10 protein-coding genes are annotated in these 20,073 nt (G+C 30.2%); all 10 read right to left on the reverse strand.

Going from position 1 to position 20,073, the window contains the following annotated elements:
* Window positions 1-319 precede the first annotated feature (319 nt).
* Complete coding sequence (locus GC105_RS13200; protein WP_152805617.1) at window positions 320-712, reverse strand: methylglyoxal synthase; 393 nt, start codon at window positions 710-712, stop codon at window positions 320-322.
* 51 nt (window positions 713-763) lie between these two features.
* Window positions 764-1,516, reverse strand: coding sequence for a TIGR03915 family putative DNA repair protein (locus GC105_RS13205; RefSeq protein ID WP_152805620.1), 753 nt, complete (start codon window positions 1,514-1,516; stop codon window positions 764-766).
* Window positions 1,509-2,747 carry a putative DNA modification/repair radical SAM protein gene (locus GC105_RS13210; RefSeq protein WP_152805623.1) on the reverse strand — a complete coding sequence of 413 codons (1,239 nt, stop codon included), beginning with the start codon at window positions 2,745-2,747 and terminating at the stop codon, window positions 1,509-1,511. The genes GC105_RS13205 and GC105_RS13210 overlap by 8 nt, the downstream gene beginning before the upstream one ends.
* 269 nt (window positions 2,748-3,016) lie before the next feature.
* Entirely contained in the window at window positions 3,017-4,330 is a 1,314-nt protein-coding gene (locus tag GC105_RS13215) for a DUF4179 domain-containing protein (protein WP_152805626.1), read from the reverse strand.
* A complete protein-coding gene (locus GC105_RS13220) occupies window positions 4,323-4,844 on the reverse strand; it encodes an RNA polymerase sigma factor (RefSeq protein WP_152805628.1) in 522 nt (173 codons plus the stop codon). Before GC105_RS13220 ends, GC105_RS13215 begins: the two co-directional genes overlap by 8 nt.
* A gap of 176 nt (window positions 4,845-5,020) precedes the next feature.
* Entirely contained in the window at window positions 5,021-6,223 is a 1,203-nt protein-coding gene (locus tag GC105_RS13225; RefSeq protein ID WP_152805631.1) for an FprA family A-type flavoprotein, read from the reverse strand.
* A gap of 123 nt (window positions 6,224-6,346) precedes the next feature.
* Window positions 6,347-6,910: a shikimate kinase gene (locus tag GC105_RS13230; protein WP_246169843.1), complete on the reverse strand. Its 564-nt coding sequence runs from the start codon at window positions 6,908-6,910 to the stop codon at window positions 6,347-6,349.
* A gap of 156 nt (window positions 6,911-7,066) precedes the next feature.
* Window positions 7,067-10,132 carry a GtrA family protein gene (locus GC105_RS13235; RefSeq protein WP_152805637.1) on the reverse strand — a complete coding sequence of 1,022 codons (3,066 nt, stop codon included), beginning with the start codon at window positions 10,130-10,132 and terminating at the stop codon, window positions 7,067-7,069.
* A complete protein-coding gene (locus tag GC105_RS13240) occupies window positions 10,129-11,079 on the reverse strand; it encodes a glycosyltransferase family 2 protein (RefSeq protein ID WP_152805641.1) in 951 nt (316 codons plus the stop codon). The genes GC105_RS13235 and GC105_RS13240 overlap by 4 nt, the downstream gene beginning before the upstream one ends.
* Window positions 11,080-11,402: 323 nt before the next feature.
* On the reverse strand, window positions 11,403-20,018 hold the full coding sequence (locus GC105_RS13245; RefSeq protein ID WP_152805644.1) for a glycoside hydrolase family 94 protein: 8,616 nt from the start codon (window positions 20,016-20,018) through the stop codon (window positions 11,403-11,405).
* Between the last annotated feature and the right edge of the window lie 55 nt (window positions 20,019-20,073).

Here is a 20,073-nt window from a genome sequence, read left to right on the forward strand (position 1 = left end):
TTTTCCGTGATTGCACGAGAAAAAGAAATGAATTCTATGAGCAAGTGCCAACGACTGAGACCCCAAAGCGGTCGAAGCAATCTGCGTAGGATAAAGTAGATGCTAAATATTACAACCACAATTTATGATATAATATCCGAACCAGCAGATTGGCTCGCAGAATTCAAGTCATTTTCCGTGATTGCACGAGAAAAAGAAATGAATTCTATGAGCAAGTGCCAACGACTGAGACCCCAAAGCGGTCGAAGCAATCTGCGTAGGATAAAGTAGTTTCTACGTATGACCACTCAAATTTATGATATAGTAACTACGTTCTAACTTACTTTACAACATTAACAATATCTTCAATGTTTTTCAACCCACCCAGTAGTATTTCAGCAGTACCTATATTAGTTGCTAAAGGAATCTCATAAACATCAGATAATCGAAGTAATGCAGATATATCAGGTTCATGGGCTTGAGGAGTTAAGGGATCTCTTAAAAATATAATCATATCTAGTTTGTCATCTGAGATATATGCTCCAATTTGCTGGTCCCCTCCAAGAGGTCCTGATTTAAAACAGTGCACTTCTATACCAGTTGCATCAATAATTCTTTGACCTGTTGTACCCGTTGCATAAATAACATGTTTTTTCAAAACTTCTTTATAATATACCGCCAGTTTTACTATTTCATCTTTTTTCTTATCATGAGCAATAAATGCAATATTCATAAACTTCACTCACTTTCTTTTATTTTTCATTTAACAATCTTAATTATCTCACTAATTAAACTCTAATAAATCATTACGATATTTTAATGGGACAAAGCTTTGTTGCAATTTTAAATTTTTTCTACTTTCTATTCCTATAGTTTTAAAATAAGTTTTCCATAGTTCTTCATAAATATCTTGTCCCTTTATATCTTGGTATATGTTTTTATCAAAAGTAGCCATTACCCATTTTCCTTCTTTTGATACAATTGCTGTATTTCTATTCTTATCATGGATAATAAAAGCTTCACTTTTAAATCTATCAGAAAAATGATCTGCAATAATAGGAAGGATATTAAATGACGGATGAATACCACAATAAAGCACACTCCCTAATAAAGTAAATCTAACATATCCTAAAAACCTATGGCTCTCCATCTTGACTTTTTTAACTATTTGTAGTAATGGAAGAACTGCATCATGAGTATGATAATTGTTAAATGCCTTTCCCATTTTAAACCCTAAATTCAAATAATCTAGTATATATTTTTCTTTATTTATATTATCAGACAAAAAACAATGTAATACATTTTTAAGAACATCTAAAGATAATTCATTTTTTATCGTCCTGTACATAATATCAGAATCTACTAAATTTGTCTCAATTTCTTCATATATTTCTACTAGTGATACTTGATAAGAAACCTTAGAAAATATGCCAGAACATGTTTTTTTATAATAATGATTATAGCACGCAGTTAGTAGACCATCAAAAGTGTCATCATATAAATAATGCACGTCTATTTCATTCCCTTCTCTATCCAAAAAAACTTAGTTGTTGATGCTTTTGCTCATTTAGATATTTTTTTATGATAAAATCTTTGTCTAAATTATCTCCATAATACTTACCTTTGCAAGTCACGAAATACTTCGCCCTCTTTATAACACATCCCGTTTTGCATAAAGCCTCAAAATTCAGGTAAGCCACTTTTCTCTCTTTTATAATTCTGCGAGCAGAAGTATGGCCAATACCAGGTATCTGGATTAGTTTTTCTAAAGACGCATAATTTATTTCTACTGGAAAGTGTTGTAGATTATTAAGAGCCCAGTTCATTTTTGGATCAAATTTTGTGCTAATAAATTCACTTCCACCAACAAAAATATCTTTTGTTTTAAAATTATAAAATCTCAAAAGCCAATCCGCTTGATACAACCGGTGTTCTCTAAGCAGCGGAGGCGTAGTTTGGGTAGATGACAATACTGAATTTTCATTTACAGGTACATATGCTGAATAATATACACGCTTCATATTAAATTTTTTATAGAGATATTCCGAACAATTTAGTATATTATAATCTGTATCATCTGTAGCTCCAATAATCATTTGTGTAGATTGCCCTGCTGGTACAAACCTTTTATAAGTTTTTAAAGATCTCTTTTCGTCTGCTGTGAGTAGTAACTGATTGTTGATTTCTTTCATAGGAGTAATTATATTTACATGTTTTTTTTGTGGAGCCAATTTTTGCAACGACTCCTTAGTTGGTAATTCAATATTAATACTCATACGGTCTGTTAGATATCCACAGTTATTAATAAGTTCTTTATCTGCTCCAGGGATAGCTTTAATGTGAATATACCCATTAAAATGATATTTGTTCCTAAGTAGTAATAAAACACGATATATGTCTTCCATAGTTTGGTTTGGGCTTTTTTCAATAGCAGAACTTAAAAATAAACCTTCTATATAATTTCTACGATAAAACTCTATAGTAAGTTTAGCTACTTCTTCAGGTGTAAAAGTTGCCCTATGTACATCATTAGTCACTTTGTTTACACAATATGCACAATCATATATACAATTATTTGTTAATAATATTTTAAGCAAAGAAATACATCGACCATCAGATGACCAACTATGACAAATACCAAAAGATCTTGAATTTCCTAAAGTTTTATGAGAATTATTACGCCTCTCCACGCCACTAGATGAGCACGATACATCGTATTTTGCAGCATCTGATAATATTTCTAGTTTTTTAAATATAATTTCATCCATTTACTATCACCTATAGATATTATACCAAAGAATTTAATTTATATCAAACATATGTTCGTCAAAATCGCAGTTATCTAGTACACACTTTACTCAGAAACTAGAATTTATTTTTTCATTCAACCACATTGTACTCAACCACAAGAAACACGCTTTGCGAGTTTCTCGCGGTTACGCGGTAATCGCCAAATGTCTGCAAGTAGCCACTTGACTCATTACTTCGCGATAATCAAATGAGAGAGCTATTTATCATAGCCCTCTACTTAAAATGTTCATTTTAGTTTATAATCTAATACGATCTGATTAAATATCTTCGTGTACCTAATCCTTTGAACGTGTAGGTTCATGTTATCTCCATTACCAAGAAATTTTAAGGTTCTACTATAGTACGTCTTTTCCTCCCCATTAATTTCCCTTTTTTCGTACCCTTCAGGAATTGTTTCTAACAATTCTTTGTTTTCACCATTTATATTTAAATTTAATTTAGGTAAAGTAGTAGTTTCTTCTGTAGTTATTAAGATATACGTGTAATCTCCATCTTTTTTTACACTATTTATATTTATATCCTGTCCTTTAATTTCTACGATTTTATTATCCACATCTCCAAGGTCTATCTTTTGATCCACATCATATATCCCTTCAAAAGATCTTAGCTCCAACTGTACTTCTTTTGTGTTTTCTGGTAATCGATCAAAAACAAGATCGTAATTAATGCCATTTAGATTTGTTGTCATTCCAGCGCCTTGAAGCTCTATTTCTTTCCCATTAGCATAAAGTGCTAATTGAATATCTTCTGGATATATTCTTTCTTTTTTTATATAGTCTAATCCTAATTCTAAAATATTTTGTATTTGTCCTTTAATAACTGTAGATGTAGGAGATGCTGTTAGCGATTTTACTCTTATACTTTTTTTATCAATTGATATATTCTTGTTTATAGGTACACGTATGCTCTTACCAACAGCTTGCTTTCTATCAAGTTTAAAACTAATTTCACCATATTCACTTTTATTACCTTCTATATTATAATTTAAATTTAGTTTAACCGTATTATCAAAAAAACTAGGTGGATCATTAGTCTGTAAAACAAATCTTAGATAGTTCCCCTCTTCATCAAATTCTCCTATTCCTCTATATGATGGTAGACTTTTTCCAAACATTAAATAAATATTCATCCTTTCACTTACATTTTGAATATTTCCTCTTGGATCATCGATAGAATAATAAAGTATAAGACTATTATCATCTAACATTACTCCATCTAAAGTAACTGTTACACCATCACTAAATGAAAATGACTCCTCGACTACTTGACCTTTTCCTAACTCATTTAGTTCTTGCAATGTACCAGACATCACATTGTCATATCCTACCAATTTTTTACCATAAAAAGCTAGTGTTTCTATGTTAAAACTAAAAAACAATAATACAATAATACATACAGCTATACTTTTTTGTAGACCCCTATTTTTTTTCTTTGATGCTTTTTCTAATGAATTCGTTAGTATCATTTCTAATTCTTCAGGTACATTGATTTCATCAATTATTCTTTTTTCTTCATAAAGAAGTTCCTCAATTTTATCCATCTAGATAATCACCTCCTATTAACTCCTTTAAATTCTTAATACCATTGCTTAATCTTGATTTAACAGTACCAACAGGTATCTTTAAAATTTGTGCGATAGACTCGTAATCTAAATCAGTAAAATATTTGAGCCTAATAACCTCTTGATGTCTATAGCTCAACTTTGATAAGTACTTTTGTATAAATATCTTTTCTTCACATTCACCGTATACTTCAATTTTCTGTTCTTCCACATCATCTATAGATATAATCTTTTTATTTCTTCTTAACTTTTTTTTACATATATTCACTAATATAGTCTTGCTCCAAGAATAAAAAGAATCTTCCTTTTTCAATCTATTTATATTCTCATAGAGTATAATAATCATATCCTGCATAGTATCTAAAGCATCTTCTTTATTATTCATAAAGACATATGCTAATTTATAATATTCATTTTGATGTGTCATAACTAATTGTAATAAGGCTTGTTTATCGCCTCTTTTTGCTTGTTTAATAAGCAACTTTGATTCCAACTTATCACCTCCTTATATATAAGAGTATTATATCTGTCTAAAAGTTCATTTAATTAATAATCAAATAAAAAAAATATTTCACGCGGTATATACACAAATAATTAAGATTCTACGAAAAATAAAATCCCTCTAAAAATGAATTTATATCTTAGAAGGATTTTTCAAAACTTTTTATACTATATTATTGATTGGTAAAATTCATCAACAAGATTTTCTAATGCTTCTTCTTGTTCACGTTTCATTGTTGATTTTAATTCAAAAGGTTTACCGATTATTTCTATGTTTTTCATTTTACTTAACATTTCTTGCATTATCGCTGTTGATTTACAAGACCAAGTATAATTTCCTACTATTGAAACTTTTCGATTTTGAAATTGTAAAGCTTCTAACTCCCTTAATAGAGACTCCATACCATAATATAGACCCATATTATAAGTAGGAGAACCTACGATAAAATGACTATATTTCCATAGATCAGAAATTATATATGATGGATGAGTTTTAGATACATCATATATACGCATATCTGTAATTCCCTTAAATGCAAGTTTAGATGCTATCACATTCATTACATTTTCTGTGTTACCATACATAGAGGCGTACACTAATACTACTCCATTCTTCTCAGGTTTATATTTACTCCAATAATCATATTTTTCCAGTATAAAAGGTAAATTTTTTCTCCATACTGGCCCATGAAGTGGGCAAATCATTTTAATTTCAAATGGAGATAATTTTTTTAAAACACTTTGCACTTGACCACCATACTTGCCAACTATATTTGCATAATAACGCCTAGCTTCTTCAAGAAAAACTGTATTAAAATCAGTTTCATCACTAAATATATTACCAGATAAAGCACCAAAAGTTCCAAATGCATCAGCAGAAAACAATATTTTTTCCTTTTCTTCATAAGTAAACATTACTTCTGGCCAATGTACCATAGGCGCATAATAAAATTTTAATTGATGCTCTCCTAAGGATAACTTATCACCTTCATTAATTTCTAAATAATTATTTTTACAATCATAATCGTAAAACTGTTCAAGAAACTGAAATGTTTTTTTATTACCTACTATTCTAACTGAAGGATAACGTTTAACTATTTCTTCGATATTTCCACAATGATCTGGCTCCATATGGTTAATAATTAAATAATCTAAATTTCTACCATTCAACACATGAGTAATATTGTCAAAAAACAATGCACTTATAGATACATCTACTGTATCTATTAATGCAGTTTTTTCATCGACAATTAAATATGAATTGTAGCACACTCCATTTGGTATTGGAAACATATTCTCAAAACGTTCTAATCTTCTATCATTTCCACCTACCCAGTATATATCTTGGGATATTTTTTGAATACAGTTCATTTTTTCCTCCTAAACCCTTATTGACCTTACTATATTTACCCAAAATCTTTTATCTTAATAATTATTTTGTCTTTAGAATAAAATATCACTATTTCAATATCTGTGTATTAAATGTATATCATACTAAATCATATTTGATAATTTCCTCAATATTTCGTCAGTTATTTCTTCTATAGTCTTATTATCTGTATTTATAATAATATCTGCTGCTTCAATATATCTATCTATTCTTTGCTCTAAAAGATTTGCAATAAATTCAATATTCATATTATTACGTAAAATTGGTCTTTCAGTATTATCTTTAACTCTTTCATATATAGTTTCTGGAGTTGCGCTTAGAAGGATTATCTTACCTTGATTTTTCATATGTGAAATATTTTCTTCACGTAGGACTACCCCACCTCCGCAAGAAATAATTAATCCTTTTTTACTATTAAACTCAATTAATGTATTACTCTCACAGTTTCTAAAGTATTCTTCCCCACTCTCTTCAAAAATCTGATTTATACTCATACCTTCTTTCTCGGCAATATGCTGATCCATCTCTACTTCTTCCATAGAGAGAATTTCGCTTAAACATTTAGCAATCGTGCTTTTCCCTGTACCCATGAAACCAATAATCATAATATTATAAGAAAACGTCTCTCCTAATTGAATTTTTTGACTAATATGTTCAGTATCATTCATTTTCATTCTCCTATCTTGTTTTAATATTATATCTAGTGAATTAAATTTCAGGTATTACAAACTTATTTCTTTTAATAACTATACCTTATTATTTTGTATAAATAAAGACGCTAACCATCTTAAGTTAACGTCTTTAAATTTATTGTTATTGGGTAGTCATACGTAGAGTCTGCTTTTTCCTTTGAAACCTGTACGCCTTCTATCTAAATGTATGATAATAATTAAAATAATTATACCGCTAATGCTTATTATAGTACATTGGAGTATCAATGGAGTTGTGTATTTTAAATAGATCTCATGGTTTCCTTCTTCTAATACAATTCCAGTAAAGGCTGTGTTAACCTTAATTGTTTCTACCCCTTCACCATTGACAAAGGCCTTCCAACCTGGAGTATATGGTATGGAAATAAATAGTATCCCTGGTTTATCTAATGTAATATTTCCACCTATGAAATTATTACTATACTCTATATCTCTTAATTTTGAATTCTTAAGTGTCGCGATCTTTTCATTAAAGTCGTTCATATCAATTTTATAAAATCCCAATTCATCAAACTTATAATCTCCTGCTAATGAAAAACTTATTTTTACTTCCATATCATTCAACTCACAATAACCTAAATTATATAGATAATCTCTATTATCTATATAGTAAGTATTATTTACAGATCTCGTTTCTATAGATTTCTTTGTTTGGTTTGTTTCAACAGATATCTTAAACTTACTATTGTCATTTTCGTAGAAAATTCTATCTATGAAGAAGAACAACTCACTAGCTGAAACGTTATTTACCATTAAATTTATACTACCCTCTTTTTTTGATACTATAGCCTTGTTTTCTTCTAATCTAACTCCATCTGTTGTTAATACCTCGTATTCAATTTTTTGGCTATATTGTTGTGGTTTTTTTATTCCACCTTCTACATCTTCTTCTAATATAGCGCCATCCAACATTGAATAAATCCTATCGACATTATCCATTTTACTTATATCTTCTTTGCTAAACCAATTGTAATAAACAAATCCTATAGGTAAATAATTTTCATTTTCATAAATAATTACTTCCTCTTTTATATCTTTAAGTCTAAATCCATAGGGAATTATGTGTTTATCCTGCTCTTTAGCAATATAGTATTTAACTCCCATCAGGGAATTTAGTGAACTTATTTCATCAAATCCCATATAGGCGGAGGTTCCTAGGCTAGTACGCAACTGATTGTATCTATATAATTCAATTATATCTTTATCTATAATTGAATTATATAAATGTGTGCCATTAAAATTATTGACTAATGATCTATTATCACTCATATCATCATATTCCACTCTATAGAAATTATTATCATCCAATTCTTTAATAACAGCTGTTTTATGGTCTAAATACATATTAAGAACAGAATTGTAGTCTCTAAATTCACTTCCATAGTTTTTTTGTGACATCAACGCGTTGACATTGGTAATAAGATTGACTGCAACAAGTAGTAGTAGTCCAACCTCAATGAGATTTATCTCGATTTTTTGTCTATTATTAATTGTGCTATATTGGTACTTCAAAATTCCATAAACAAAACAAGCAATACCTATTGTAACCATTATAAAATTACTTAAAGTTAAATCGTAATGAAATATTCCAAAATATGCAAAAGCAAATAATATCCAACAAGAAATAGTTGTATGCTTATATTTATCAATATTATTTAATGCAAAAGCTACTAACAAAGATATAATAAGAATATAATTGTATACCCATCTATCATTTGGAGCACTAAATCCATTAAACATAGAATGTATAAAAGGTATACATAGAAAAATTGTAAAAATAACAAACAACACTTTAAATGATTTATAAATTCTATCTTTAAAACTAAGCAATAGAAGTACACATGGAAAAGAAATAAGTGCTAAACTTACTCTAGGTATACCTTTTTCATAATCATTTATAATGAACCTCTTGAACATTCTTAAGTTAAATGATACATCTAGTTTCATCTCATCTGGTACTCGATAGGTATTTAAAAACCCGTATGCTGCAGGTACAAAAAAAACAGAACCTATGGCTATACCAAGTATATAATATGAGCTTATTTTGAAGAATATCTTTAAAAATTCTTTTTTTCTATTGGTTTCAACGAAAAAAAAGAATCTTATGGTAGCATAAATAAATACTGTTATAGTATTCATATAAAAAAAATAAAAACAGTTTATTGCACTAAAAGCTACTGTTAAAATAAATAAGTATGGTTTCTTTTTCTTGAATAATTCTTCAGTACTTACTAGCAATACAGGTAATATAATCGCAGGATTTATAAAAAATGGATGTCTAAGACCCCAAAATAGAATATGACCCGAAAATGCATAAACTAAGCTCCCTATAACGCTTGGTATTTTCTTTAAACCCATATATTTACAATATACTAATAGAGACATCCCTACTAAAAAAAGTCTCAATACCACCATAAGACTATAGCCCAGTTCTATCTGTGACAGTGGGAATAATAGTCCAACTAAGTAGCTAAGCGGATCTCCTAGTACATAATAAGAATATGAATGGAATATATCTCCGCCTAATCCTAGTTGCCAACTCCAATAGGGAATCCCTTGGTAGTTTTGAATAGTTTCTTTTAGTACCTCAGCTAAATTATATAAAAATGAGAAATGTTGCTTCGTTCCGTCTAAATACCAGATAAATGATTTTCCATGATCAATAAAAAAATCTTTGAAGCCTAATAAAAAAATGATACTAAAAAACAAGCTATACAATATTATATATTTCGTAAGTGGGACTTCATTAGCATTACGTTTTGATTTTTTGTGAGGTTTAACTAGAAATCTTACTACAAAAAACATAATTGGTATCGGTATAATATACGAGACTAAAAAAGCAATATATACCGGTAAATTAAGCCCTTCAACGCTTATGAGTAATACAATAAATTGCAATAAATAATTTGGGAGAGAGGATACAGGATATATTAATAATCTTTTAAAAGACCACTCTGTGCGAAATGCATAAATTGCTTGTAACGAGTATGCAATAGGAAAGCAAATAACAAAATTAGTAATTTGTGATAATCTATAATCTAGTTTTAACCAATAAAATAAAATTAAAGTTACACTATATCCTATTACCGTGTTAAATCCACCTACTAGTAGAAATCGAAAAAATTCCTTCTCAAACAATCCTTTCAATAACTCAAAAATATAAAACCTATTTTGTTTCATTTCGATTTAATCTCTCCTACTTCTACATTTGTCTTATCGATGATATAGAGAGGCCTATGTTTTATCTCAGTAAAAATCTTAGCAATGTATTCGCCTACAATACCTAATGAAAGAAGAATAAAACCATTCATTATTAGAATAAATGATACTAATGTTGGAAAGCCTGGTATATCTGCGCCATAAATTAATGTACGTAAGATAATATAAGATACATATAAAAAACCCAATAAAGAGGCAATAGTCCCGATGCACAATGCAATTCTTAATGGCATAGTAGAAAATGATACAATACCATCTATTGCATATCCACAAGACTTTCTAAAAGACCATTTAGTAGTTCCATTCACACGTTCAACATTTTCATGTTCAAACCACTTTGTTTTAAATCCAACCCAGCTAAATATCCCCTTAGAAAACCTATGATACTCAGGCATATTTAATATAGCCTCAACTACTTTCCGTTTCATTACTCGAAAATCTTGAGCCCCATCCTCTATCTTAACTTGAAAAGTACGATTTATTAATTTATAAAAACTTTTTGCACAAAAACTATAACCTTTTTTTTCTCCTTTTCTATTTATTCTTCTTGCGGCAGCGATATCGTAATCATCAAATTCTAATGCTTCAATCATAGGAATGAGTGCTTTGGGAGGATGCTGAAGGTCAGCATCTAATAGTCCAATATAATCTCCACTAGCACTGTAAAATCCTGCATAGACTGCGGCTTCTTTCCCAAAATTCCTTGAAAACGAAACGTATTTTACTTTGTTATCTTCCTCCGATATCTTTAATATACGATCAAGTGTATTATCTTTACTGCCATCATCTACAAATATAATTTCTATATCAAATCTTTTCAATTCCTCTAAAACTAGACAGATTTCTTTATATAATAAATCAATAGACTCTTCCTCATTGTAACATGGTATAATTAGACTTATTTTCATATAGTTTCAACTCTTTCTTCATATTACTATAAAGTATCATTATTAACTAAAACAATAAAAGTTAATCAAAATCAATGATCTAGTTATACTATTGACTTAAATCTATTTATATAATCTAAATTTATATTATTTTATCCCTCATTAACAGGCACTAAGACTCCCGTCGTAGGTTGCGGGCTTCTATCTTCTTTCAGTCAGTCGCGACACTCGCCATATGAAAGCAAACTTTCATTTGCGTACGTTAATATATTTTCGCTTGACTCGTTGTTTCGCGAAAACTAATATTCAGTAGGCGATGAAGAGAACCCCTACTGAATAAAGTTTCACTTTATTACTATATCAACCTTCTGTACCCCCTCCTGCAAATAAGGTATTATCTTATCATTTAATATAGATCCATTAAGCAGTATCATTTCTTTTTCGCCTCTTTTTACCATTATCTCATATTTGCATTTACCTCTAGTATACTCAATTTCAAATTCATTCCATTCATCAGGTATATTCGGATTTACAGTAAAACCCATTGTTCCTTCGAATTCAAGTCCTAATATTCCTTCAATAGCAACTCTGTACATCCATCCAGCAGCACCTGTATACCAACTCCAACCACCTCTACCGATATGTGGTTCTCTACCATATACATCTGCAGTTATGACATATGGCTCCACCTTATATCTTTCACAATCATAATAGGACTTAGTATGATTAATAGGGTTTAGCATATTGTAGACTCTCCAAGCCTTATTACCTTGACCAAGTTTAGCCATAGCAAGAACTACCCAAGTAGATGCATGAGTATATTGACCGCCATTTTCTCTAACACCAGGAACATAGCCCTTTATATAACCTGGTTCTTGACTACTATTCTCAAAAGGAGGAGTTAAAAGGAGTACCATTCCTTTATCTTCTTTAACTAAATACTTTTCTAATGCATTCATAGCTTTCTTAACCTTATCTTTATCTCCACCTTTAGATATTACAGCCCAAGACTGAGCTAAAGAGTCTATTTGACACTCATCATTCTCTATAGAACCTAGTGGCGAGCCATCATCAAAGTATGCTCTTCTATACCAATTTCCATCCCAAGCATTCAGATTTAAGTTTAATTTTATAAAATCTTTCATTTCACTATATCTTTGCAACCTTGAAATATCATTTTTAGCTTTGCAAATTTCCTCGAAGTTATCTAGTATACTATATAGAAACCAGCCTAACCATACACTTTCTCCTATCCCTTTGTTTCCAACCTCACTCATACCATCATTCCAATCCCCTGAACCCATAAGGGGAATATTATGAGGCCCAAACTTCAATCCTCTATCTATTGCTTTTATACAGTGTTCATATAGAGTCTCGACTTTATCTGATTTTCTTGAAATAGTATATCTTTCATCTTCCCCTTCATCTAGTGGCTTATCTTCAAGATAGGCAACTCTTTCATCTAAAATACTAAAGTCTCCAGTCCTTTTAACATAATCTATCGTAACATAAGGCATCCATAACAAATCATCAGAGAATCTAGTCCTTATTCCACTATCAACTATTGGATGCCACCAATGTTGAACATCTCCCTCTGTAAATTGCCTTGAAGCACTGTATAAAATATGATCTTTCATCATATCTGTATCTACAAAGCCTACTGCCATTACATCTTGCAACTGATCTCGAAAGCCATATGCTCCTCCTGATTGATAAAAAGCGCTTCTAGCCCAAATTCTACAAGCTATCGTTTGATACAGTAACCAACCATTTAACATAATATCCATTGATTTATCTGGAGTTTTTACTCTAATACGGTGAAGTAGTTCTTCCCAATAGCTCTTTACAAGATCTAATTCTACTTCTGCCTTATCCATATCTTCATACTTTGATATAGTATTTTCAACCTCTTCTAAATCTTCTCCTTCTCCAAGTAAGACAAGTATAGTTTTTTCCTGTCCAGATTCTATACAAAATTTTGAGTTTTCAACAAGGCACGGATCCATACCTGCACCACTAATGTTTGAGAGTTTTATCTTTTCTAAAGCCTTAGGACTTTTTACACTTCCTCCTCTTCCAATAAAATCTGTTCTATTTCCTGTAAAGCTTTCTTCTGTACCACCAAATATTTTTAAATAAGCATGGAGTTTTCCAAAGTTTTCACTATAAGGATTCTGTGCTGAAATATATTTTTTTTCTTCATTCAATTGAGTAACTACGTGAATAGATGTATGCTGTGGTACGACTCCTAGAACTAGCTGTGCATAGTAAGTTAAAGAGAGCACTCTATGATCTTCAGTGTTGTTTTTTAACCTAACCCTACATATTTTCGCATTATCACCTCTAGGCACAAACATAGTAACCTCGCCAATGATCCCATACGCCTCATGTTTAAAATTAGAATAGCCAAAGCCATGCTCTATTACATATTCACCTTTATCTCTTATTGGGTCAGGTGTTACACTCCATAGATCTCCACTCTCTTCATCTCTTAAATAAATAGCTTCTGAGACAGGATCACTAACCCAGTCATTTGACCAAGTTGTTATCTTATTTTCCCTACTATTTTTAAACCAGGTGTATGACGAACCACTTTCTGATACCATAAAACCAAAATTTTCATTTGCTACTATGTTTACCCAAGGGGCAGGTGTGGTTCTTCTGTCTTTTAAACTAATTACATATTGATCGTTCTCTAAGTCAAATCCTCCGATCTCATTAAAAAATTCAAGGTTATTAATTTTAAACTTATGTGGTGTATAACTACGAACTTTATTATTCTTTTGAAGCAATTCAATTTCTACATTTTTGTTTTCCTTTTTAATTTGACTACCTATTATTCCTTTTTCTCCGTCAATTACTATTCTAGAAATTGCCATTAGTAAGTTTATATCTTCCTTATCTATAGTAGTTTTACTGTGAAGAAATACACCACTTGGTCTATTTATTTTCTCTGTATATTTGCTTGTTGCAATTATATCTCTAATTGTATCCTGAAGGTTTTGAGTGTATTGTGTATCTTCTAAATTTAAAATAACTAAATCTACCTTTAACCCCTTTAAAGTCCAATATGAATGAGCTTTTAACATCTGAGTGACCATATCTATTTGTATTTCCTCTTTTATAATTACTAACACAATTGGTATATCGCCTGAAATTCCATGTTTCCATAAATCTTTTTGATTTTTAGATACTTTCTTAATATACTCTTCTCTATCCTGATATAAATTGCTTAAAAACAAAATTCTTGATGCCATAGACTGATAGAGATTAGCCTGTGCAGATTTTATTCCTAAATATTTCATTTCAACAATATTTTGACTATATGCTATTTCAAACAATCTATCTACTCTGTTCATTTCCTTGTACTTATTTGCTATTGAAATGGCGTTCTCTCTAGATTCAGTGACTGCAGTTGTATAAGCAATTATACTTGTTTCCCCTGACTCAATTCTTATTCTTTTGCGCAAGCTTATAATTGGATCTAAAACTGCTCCCACTGTATTTTTTAAAGGAGTATCCTCTTCCATTACACATGGATTTATTATATTCTTATTTCTTCCAATAAAGTTTATTCTACTAGTCTCATATTGTACTGAACTTATAGCATTACCACTAAAAGCTATACACTGAACCAAATAAGGCTTCTTTTGCCCTTTTGCTCTAGGCCTTCTACTTGCAATTATACATTCCGGATCTACATTAAATTCTGTACTAATAAAGAGATTATTAAAAGCTGGATGAACAATATCTGCATTCAACTCGGATAGTGTTACTTCACAATATGAGGTGATTTCAAGTATCTTCGGGGTACTCCCATTGTTTGTTATTGAAATCTTTCTTACCTCTGCATCTTCTTCATTTGATACTGAAATCTCAGTTCGAGTAAATATATCATCGTCCTCTCTCTTAAACTCTACTTTATCAGGATAAAATAAAACTTCATAACTCTTCCCTTCACTTTTACAGGGTTCATAACTTGAACTCCAATATTTATTATCTGTTACATTTTTTATATATATATACGATCCACTATTATCGGTAGTTATATCTTCTTTCCACCTATATATATTCATATCTTCTTTCTTGCTGTAGCCACTTCCACTATTAGAAATCATAAGGGAATAACTTCCATTGGATAATAATTGAGTCTCAGGCAAAGAAGTTTTTGCTGTATTAAATTTCCTTATTAATATGGTTGGCTTTTCAGTTTGGCTTTCTGAAGGCTCGTATTTGTGTGTCCTATCATAAACCAATCTATTTGAGGCCTTCTCTTGAAGCAATAATTCAGTTGCCTTAACTCTTGGAATGTCATGGAACCGCTTCCTGAGTATATTGTCATTTAGAACATTATCTAATGACATTAAACTCATACCTTCATGATGTACCATAAAACACTTTATTATGGAGCTTTTTTCTTCTTTTAATAACCTTTCTCTAGTGAAGTCAACTGCTTCATAAAAACCATATTTGCCCTCTAATCCCTGTTTCTTAAGCATATTAATATTACTAAAGGCACTCTCTAAATCTACTTGTAGTGCCATAATAGTAGAGTATGGTGACACTACTAATTCATTCTTTAATCCTCTTTTTAATCCTATTCCAGGTACACCAAAAGCCTTGTACTGATAATTTAAATTTTTATCAAAATTTTTATATGCAGACTCTGATATACCCCAAGGAATATTATTAATCTTACCATACTTCTTTTGCCCATTCACAACTGCTATATAGGTTTGTTGTAACAGAGTATTAGGATAAGATTTCATAATTAAAAAAGGCATTAAGTATTCAAACATAGTTCCACTCCACGAAACTAACGCTTTACTATTACCTAGAACAGTCATAGATCTACCTAATTTAAACCAATGTTCTGTATCTACATCTCCTTTTGCGATAGCAATAAAACTTGCTTGTCTTGCTTCAGAGGCAAGTAAATCGTAGTAACTTTTTCCTAAACTATCTTTTTCTAAATCATATCCAATAGAAAACAGTCCTCTTCTTTCATCATATAACATTGTAAAATTCATATCTGCTACCAGCTTATTAGATTTTTTTATTAAAACATGGATACTCTCTAATAACTTTGCAACTTCTTTCTTTGTATCATCTAATAATTCTTTCAAATTCAAATCCGATTTACCTGCTATTTCAGTAATCTTTCTATGAATATCTTGTATAGGAATAGAAAATGCCATATCATTTAGGCTATCGTACAACTCCTTATTTCTTTCCTTATTTTGTACTACATAATCTATCCAAGGAAATATTTTGTTGATTTCAAATTGAGTTTTCTCTGCTGTAACCTGAACTTTTTTATTCCAATACAGTTGTTTTCTTTCAACTTGTGTACACTTATTCGTTATTTGCGAAACTTTATTCCATAGGTTTAAGAGCATCTCCCTTAAACTTATAATATCTAAATTAGTATTATTGTAAATAGTATTTATATCTTCATCGTAGAATCCTTTAATCTGCATTGTCTCATATATTTCTTCATTTGCTAATAGTAGCGTATCCATAAGACCATCTTTAATCTTTTTATTTAGTAAAGAGTCATTTAATGTTTCTTTTAAACCAGCTTCTATTGTCCATAGATAACCTGCCAAATTACCGCTGTCTACAGTAGACACATATCTAGGATAGAGTGGCTCTTTAGTTAAAGTATTGTACCAATTATATAAATGTCCGTTATAAAACTCTAAGCTCTCGATACTACTAAAAATACAATCCAATCTATTTATATTTTCCATCAAGCTTATATAACCTAAATCATATGCAACAATATTTGACGTCAGACCCATAGAAATATTAGTGGGAGACGTTCTATACGCTATTCCATTGGGAGGATTTTCTTGATAGTTATCTGGTGCAAGCCAATTATTTTGTTCATCTACAAAATCCTCAAAATAAGCCCATGTCTTTCTAGATAGCCTTTTTAATAACTTTCTTTGTTCTATAGTTAATATAATTTTGGTTTCTTCGTCTTTACTTATATGCCATGCTATCCATGGACTTATAAACCAAATAATACAAATTGGAACCATTAAAGCCCCGCTTTCAGCGGATTTCTGATAGGCTAATAATAATATAACAATTGAAATTATACTTCCAATCCACATGAATTTTACATAATCCTTTAGGGTTTTTCCTGATTTAGCTTCAACATCAGAGGCAGTCTGCCATTCTAAAAGATTTTCTTTTTTAAAATAAAGTCTAAAAAGTGTCCTGATAATAGCATCTACCATATAATAAGCTGCATATGGTAGAAAACAAAATACTAAAAACACTTGTTCAACAATTTTTTTACCTGTATTTATTTTACCAGAGATACTAATTCCACTTATAGGTAACGCTACATTCTCTGTAACATTAAATAGTATGGGAATTATAAGAGACATAAAACCAGCAACAATCCATTTGTCTGTACCATCAGGCAATATATTAAAAGAGAAAGATATTAATACAATGATAGTTGGATAGAGTAGGCTTCTCCTCAAGTTATCTATGATTTTCCATTTAGATAATGAGTTTAATGATTTACTTTTAATCCAAGGTAGTAACTGCCAATCTCCACGCACCCATCGATGAAGTCTTTTAATACTAGAATTATAATATGAAGGGTAACTGTCAATAAGCTCGATATCTGTAACAAGTGCTGCTCGTGTGTATATTCCCTCTAATAAGTCATGACTTAATATGGAGTTTTCTGGTATTTCATCTTGTAACATCTCGTTAAAAACATCAATATTGTAGATACCTTTCCCCATAAAAATACCTTCATTAAATATATCTTGATATATATCAGAGACTGATGTTGTATATGTCTCAATGCCTATATCTCCGGAAAATATTCTAGAAAACATTGTTTTATTTGCACTTATTATACTTACACCCACTTTAGGTTGCATTACACCATAACCTCTTATTACTTTTTGTGCTTTATTATCTATGTGAGGTTCATTTAGCAAATGACTCATTGCTCCTATAAGCTTCTTTGCACTATCTCGTGGAAGCTGAGTATCAACATCTAATGTTATAATGTACTTTGCTTTAGCAATCTCACTAATATCTCCACTTATAACATTATAACTAGTATTCTTATTTCCTCTCATTAAGAGATTAAATTCCATAAGTTTACCGCGTTTCCGCTCCCAACCCATCCAGATATGCTCTTTCTCATTATATTTTCTAGCTCTATTAAAGAAATAAAATAAATCCTCACTATTGCTACAATATTTTTCGTTTAATTCTTCTATTGCCCTCAAACTTGCTTCATTTATAACCCTATCTTCTTCTTGTTCCTTTTGAGAACTATCTACAAAATCTCCTAAAAGTGCAAAATATATGTTTTCATCGCAATTAGCTAAATAGAATACTTCTATATTTTCAATTATCTCTTGCGCTTTTTTATCACTATTTATAATTGTTGGGATAACAACTATGGTTCTGTTTTCTTCTCCAACGCTTCCTTTATAATCTATTTTAGGAATAAATTTAGGATTAGTTAGATTCATTAAATTCCAAGCTAGAAATGAAATAATAATTTCGCTACATGGAACTACAAGAACTAAGGTAGCTATTATATACCTCCATAAAGTCCTTTCACTATCGTTAATGTAACTTATAAATAAAAATATAGAAATCAGTATTAATGTTCCTAATAATATTGTGCTTAAATAATATAAAACAGGGTGTTTCTTTATATTATTTTTAAATGATTCTGACATTTTTTCTTTATATCCACATTTATTTTTTAATGTTTTTAACCCTTCATCTACAATATAGTAGCCCACATGTTTTCGGTAATCTTCACCTTCGATATTGTAGGCTTCTTGGGCACACTGAACAGCTTTTTTCGCTATATATGATTCTGGCTTATTCATAATAAGTGATAATTTCTCAATTCTGTGTCTATAATAGTCTCTAGAATCAAAATCCATTTTAGAATATATTCCTATAGGATCTTCATTTAACGTTCTCTCTACATTACTAAGCTTATCAAAAATTTGCTTCCAATCCATCTCTTCAACTTCTCTAATTGTACTGATCGTATTACCCATAGAAGTCTGTTCAGTGGCTTGTCTTTTATGCTCTATATTAATTATATTTTCTATACTTATTTGTCTTAATTGTAAGTTTTCATTAATCCACTGATATATTTTCTCAGAATCTACTCCACTCTCTCTAAGAACTTTAAGTAATCTCTCAGTAAAATTAATAGTAAATTCTATTGTTCCTTTAGTAAGATCCTCTTCTATTAGCTTATCTAAGCTATTATCTTCTACTGCTTGTATTAGCTTGTCTGCAATATTATCTGCTTTAATTTTTTCTTGTGAAGAATATAGAATACTTTCTGTGATCTTATGGATTTTTTGAATTAGTGCAATCCTTAGCATAATTGGTAAAGCCCATAACTCACCACTAGTTAATACAGATATGTTCTGATATGAGTTTACAAAAGTTTCTATTGATTTTTCATCTAACTTACCCTCCGAATGTGAGACTAATTCTGTAGATATATGATAAATTCTTGGATATCCTTTCATAATACCTCTATCTATTACAGGCAAGTTTTTATAATAATCTCTTGGCATATTATGCTTAATATGTTTGTATTCTTTTTCTATTAGATACAAATTATCTAGTAACCAGTCAGAAGCAGGTGCTACTTCTCTATTATTTCTAACTTCTTCGTCAATGTAATTATATCCTTTAATGATTTTATAGTAGCTTTTATCTAGACTTTTTATTACTTTCTTTCTACAACTTGTTTTTCTTATAGACGAATAGTGATTAGCTATTTCTGCTGCATGTATCTCTAAATCTTCTGTATTTACACTAATAGTTGGAATATCTTTCATCAGATTTGCTTCATCAGGTTGGCAATCTTTAAATTTGTGCTTAGTATAATAAACAAACATTAAGGTTACAAATAATAATCCTATAAAATAAATCATGTTGACACTCCTCATATGATTCGAACTAATGAATCCTTATTTTCATCTAAACTAT

Source organism: Alkalibaculum sporogenes, from assembly GCF_009362815.1.
Classification (GTDB): Bacteria; Bacillota; Clostridia; order Eubacteriales; family Alkalibacteraceae; genus Alkalibaculum_A; species Alkalibaculum_A sporogenes.

Excerpts from the sequence above, each read along its gene's own strand:
- GC105_RS13240 (WP_152805641.1), bottom strand. The coding sequence starts at position 11,079 with ATGAAAATAAGTCTAATTATACCATGTTACAATGAGGAAGAGTCTATT.
- GC105_RS13200 (WP_152805617.1), bottom strand. The coding sequence starts at position 712 with ATGAATATTGCATTTATTGCTCATGATAAGAAAAAAGATGAAATAGTA.
- GC105_RS13235 (WP_152805637.1), bottom strand. The coding sequence starts at position 10,132 with ATGAAACAAAATAGGTTTTATATTTTTGAGTTATTGAAAGGATTGTTT.
- GC105_RS13215 (WP_152805626.1), bottom strand. The coding sequence starts at position 4,330 with ATGGATAAAATTGAGGAACTTCTTTATGAAGAAAAAAGAATAATTGAT.
- GC105_RS13225 (WP_152805631.1), bottom strand. The coding sequence starts at position 6,223 with ATGAACTGTATTCAAAAAATATCCCAAGATATATACTGGGTAGGTGGA.
- GC105_RS13230 (WP_246169843.1), bottom strand. The coding sequence starts at position 6,910 with ATGAATGATACTGAACATATTAGTCAAAAAATTCAATTAGGAGAGACG.
- GC105_RS13245 (WP_152805644.1), bottom strand. The coding sequence starts at position 20,018 with ATGATTTATTTTATAGGATTATTATTTGTAACCTTAATGTTTGTTTAT.
- GC105_RS13210 (WP_152805623.1), bottom strand. The coding sequence starts at position 2,747 with ATGGATGAAATTATATTTAAAAAACTAGAAATATTATCAGATGCTGCA.